General features: G+C 72.0%; 2 protein-coding genes. Both read right to left on the reverse strand.

Going from position 1 to position 1,088, the window contains the following annotated elements:
* Positions 1–20: 20 nt before the first annotated feature.
* Positions 21–485, reverse strand: a complete 465-nt coding sequence (cueR, locus tag A7A76_RS16235; protein ID WP_206412167.1) for a Cu(I)-responsive transcriptional regulator — start codon at positions 483–485, stop codon at positions 21–23.
* A 35-nt stretch (positions 486–520) separates the two neighbouring features.
* Positions 521–1,088: HAD-IC family P-type ATPase (locus A7A76_RS16240; RefSeq protein ID WP_206412168.1), on the reverse strand; the 568-nt coding region annotated here is incomplete at its 5' end.

Here is a 1,088-nt window from a genome sequence, read left to right on the forward strand (position 1 = left end):
CCCGACGACCGCACCCGCCGCTACGCCTTGCCGCCCTCGCAACACTCCGCCGCCAGATCCTGCAGGATCGGACAATCCGGACGCGCATCGCCATGGCACTGCCGCGCCAGCTCTTCCAGCGTGCGCTGCATCGTCTGCATCTCGCGCACCTTCTCGGCCAGTTCGGCGGCGTGGTCCAGCGCCAGCCGCTTGACCTCGGCGCTCTCGCGCGAGCGGTTGTCCCACAGGCCCAGCAAGGTCTCGATCTGCTTGATCGAAAAGCCCAGCGAGCGCGAGCGCTTGATGAAGCGCAGCCGGTGCAGGTCCGCATCGCTGTACAGGCGATAGCCGGCGACGCTGCGCCCGGCCTCGGGGATCAGGCGGATGCTCTCGTAGTGGCGGATCATCTTGGCGCTGACCCCGCTGAGCTGCGCGGCCTCGCCGATGTTGTGCAGGCCCTCGGCCTTGGCCTGGGCCAGTTCGGGCGCGGAAACGTGGCGGTTCATCGGTCTGGAACTCCTCAGCCAGGGCGCGGCGGCGTTCATGCCGGCCTCCAGCGACGCAGCAGCAAGGTGTTGCCGAGCACGCTGACGCTGGAGAACGCCATCGCCGCGGCGGCGAACACCGGATCGAGCAGGCCGAACGCGGCCAGCGGAATGCCCACGACGTTGTAGCCGAAGGCCCAGAACAGATTCTGGCGGATCTTGCGGGTGGTGCGGCGGGAAATGGCGATGGCGTCGGCGACCAGGCCCGGTTCGGCGCGCATCAGGGTGATGCCGGCGGCCTGCATCGCCACGTCGGTGCCGCTGCCCATGGCGATGCCGACGTCGGCCGCGGCCAGCGCCGGCGCGTCGTTGACGCCGTCGCCGACCATCGCCACCGCGCCGGCCTGGGCCAGGTCGGCCACGGCGGCGGCCTTCTGCTCGGGCAAGACGTCCGAGCGCACGTCGTCGATGCCGAGCTGCTGCGCCACCGCGTTGGCGGCGCCGGCGTGGTCGCCGGAGATCATCGCCGTGCGCAGGCCGAGCGCGTGCAGGCGCGCGATCGCCGCGCGCGCGCCGGGGCGCGGGGCGTCGCGGAAGGCGAGCAGGCCCAGCACCTGCGGCGCT

It is taken from the genome of Lysobacter enzymogenes (assembly GCF_017168095.1).
Taxonomy (GTDB): Bacteria; Pseudomonadota; Gammaproteobacteria; order Xanthomonadales; family Xanthomonadaceae; genus Lysobacter; species Lysobacter enzymogenes_D.

Excerpts from the sequence above, each read along its gene's own strand:
- cueR (WP_206412167.1), bottom strand. The coding sequence starts at position 485 with ATGAACCGCCACGTTTCCGCGCCCGAACTGGCCCAGGCCAAGGCCGAG.